Here is a 2,470-nt window from a genome sequence, read left to right on the forward strand (position 1 = left end):
GCGAGAACTGCACAATATTTATTGAGAGAATATTTATCGATTTTGTCTTCTCTCTTGGCATCCATCCAAAGCCTTAATGCTTTGTTTCTGATGAATTGTACTGTACGAATAGCTTCATCAATGGCAGAACACTGACTTGGTTTAACCACGGCTTTCATTTCTAAGACAATCATTGTTTATCGACCTCAAACAACTTATTTTAAGTTAACCTGTAGAGCATCGGATTGTCAAGATTTTAGTTGACATCGAAGCTCTTACATCGAAGCCCCTCGAAATGTGTCGAAATGTGTCGAAATGTCGTGCTTCGCTGTTTTATACTGGTCGGGGTTTCATCCCGTCGCTAAGCGCGAGGGTCTTCACCCCGACATTCAAGATAAAATAATCAACAATCGACAGTTGAGGGAAAAAACTTGTTAGTTATCGGTTTAATCAGTGGCACATCGGTGGATGGTATCGATACCGCTTTAGTGGAGATTAGCGGTACAGTGGAATCTCCACAGGTGCAGTTATTAGCTGGAGAAACCTATCCCTATTCCCCCCGATTACGCGAGACAATTTTACAAGTCTGTGGGGGAGAAAAGCTCGACCTTGAAGCTTTAGCCAGCTTAGATGATGATATCGCCGCAGAATTCGCCCGTGCCGCTTTAAATATCCAAAAAGAAGCCCCAAAAGCCCAATTAATCGGCAGTCACGGTCAAACCGTTTTTCATCGACCCCCCGCAAACGATCGCCTCGGTTACACGGTACAATTAGGACGGGGAGCAGCGATCGCAAAAATTACCCGTATTCCCACCATTAGTAATTTTCGCGCTGCCGATATCGCCCAAGCTGGTCACGGTGCGCCCCTAGTGCCGAAAATTGACGCTTATCTGCTTTCTCACCCCACTAAAGCCCGCTGTGTTCAAAATATCGGCGGTATTGGCAATTTAACCTATCTACCCCCCCGACAAAGGGAAAATTGGCAGCAAAAAATTTTCGGTTGGGATACTGGACCGGGCAACGTCCTCATCGATTTGGCCGTACAATTTTTGAGCCAAGGACAACAAACCTACGACCATAACGGTCAATGGTCCGCTCAGGGTCAACCCTGCTCCGAATTAGTTCATAAATGGCTACAGGAGCCTTATTTTCAACAATATCCCCCTAAATCCACTGGCAGAGAGTTATTTAGCCCCGCCTATCTAGCCCAATTGCGCGAGGATGCCCAAGCTTATTGCCTCAGTGATGCCGACTGGTTGGCTAGTTTAACCGATTTAACCGCCATTTCGATCGCCCACAGCTATCAAACCTTTTTGCCAGAAATGCCCGCGGAAGTGCTGCTCTGCGGTGGTGGCGCTCGTAATGCCTACCTGCGCCAACGACTCCTAGCACATTTGGGGTCAAATGTCAAGCTTTTGACCACCGATGAGGTAGGATTAAATAGCGATTTTAAAGAAGCGATCGCTTTTGCCCTCTTGGCCTATTGGCGCTGGCACAATTTCCCCGGTAATTTACCGCAAGTCACGGGGGCAAAAGCAGCGGTTTTATTAGGAGAAATTTACAGATGAGCAGCAGCTATGAAATATTTTCAACAATTCAACGCCAAAGGGTCAGCGATGGGCAAATAGTGCCAATTTTAAGCGATTGTGCCGATTATAAACGTCTTTTAATTCTTGTTTGGCCGCAATTGGGAGATTTTGATAGTCTCGAATACGCTTGGTGGTTAGAAAAAGAGGCAGCCCTTTGGCAAAATGCCGGGATAACCATTCGTGCCATCGGTATCGGCGATCGCAATTCAGGGTTAAAATTCGCTGAATATACGAAATTTCGGCAAGATTGGCTGTTTGTTGACCCCAAAGCCGAATTACATAATTTATTAGGACTTTATCGCGGTTTATCGCTAAAATTACCTGGGTTTTCTCCCGGGCAAAATGCTTGGTTAAATCTAATTTTTATGTGTGCGGGTGTGGGTAGTCCGGGGACTCTGGCCGAAGTGCTGCGGGGTTATCTTGGCGATCGCAAAGCCCCCCAATTAATTGCCGAGGAGGAAACAATGCAAGCGCGGCCTTTACCACCTTTCCGGGGTTCCCTATTCAATCTTGCTGGGGGTCAAGGTTTTCAGCGACCTTTTGAATTAGCCACCCTGAGACTCCGTAATATGAGTCAAGTTTTGGGCAATTGGTCAACCTATGTCCCCGATAGTAGTTATCTCACCCAACGGGGAGGGACTTTTTTATTTGATAATCAAGGAAATTTACTCTATGAGCATCGAGATCGAGGTATCTTGGGCTTTGCTGAGAATATGAGTTATCCCCTCGCTTTTTTGCGGGATTAAGCTTTTTTCTTCTGCATCTCGCCCACTTCCAACTCTTGCCTTTTAGCTTTTCTAGCTGATGGCTAAAAAACTTTAATCTTGTCCAACTACTTAGGGTCTGCTGAAAAAATCGGATAGGAAAAAGTTATGATGCTAAGGACAAATTCTGCTCCTTCA

The 2,470-nt window shown here is 45.7% G+C and carries 2 protein-coding genes and 1 pseudogene; 2 read left to right on the top strand and 1 reads right to left on the bottom strand.

What is annotated here, in order from left to right; translation table 11 throughout:
* A pseudogene (locus PX481_RS19515) lies at nucleotides 1-173 on the bottom strand (RNA-guided endonuclease TnpB family protein); the annotation flags it as partial.
* 237 nt (nucleotides 174-410) lie between these two features.
* On the opposite strand from PX481_RS19515, the gene PX481_RS19520 reads away from it, so the two are divergent.
* Both PX481_RS19520 and PX481_RS19525 read left to right on the top strand, forming a co-directional pair.
* On the top strand, nucleotides 411-1,547 hold the full coding sequence (locus tag PX481_RS19520) for an anhydro-N-acetylmuramic acid kinase (RefSeq protein WP_002758811.1): 1,137 nt from the start codon (nucleotides 411-413) through the stop codon (nucleotides 1,545-1,547).
* The gene (locus PX481_RS19525) at nucleotides 1,544-2,314 is read left to right on the top strand and encodes a peroxiredoxin-like family protein (RefSeq protein ID WP_288095550.1); all 771 of its coding nucleotides are present in this window, start codon (nucleotides 1,544-1,546) and stop codon (nucleotides 2,312-2,314) included. The genes PX481_RS19520 and PX481_RS19525 overlap by 4 nt, the downstream gene beginning before the upstream one ends.
* Nucleotides 2,315-2,470: the final 156 nt, after the last annotated feature.

The organism is Microcystis sp. M53603_WE2 (genome assembly GCF_030065435.1).

Bases quoted from the DNA above. Each gene is read 5' to 3' on its own strand.
- PX481_RS19525 (WP_288095550.1), top strand. From the start codon at position 1,544: ATGAGCAGCAGCTATGAAATATTTTCAACAATTCAACGCCAAAGGGTC.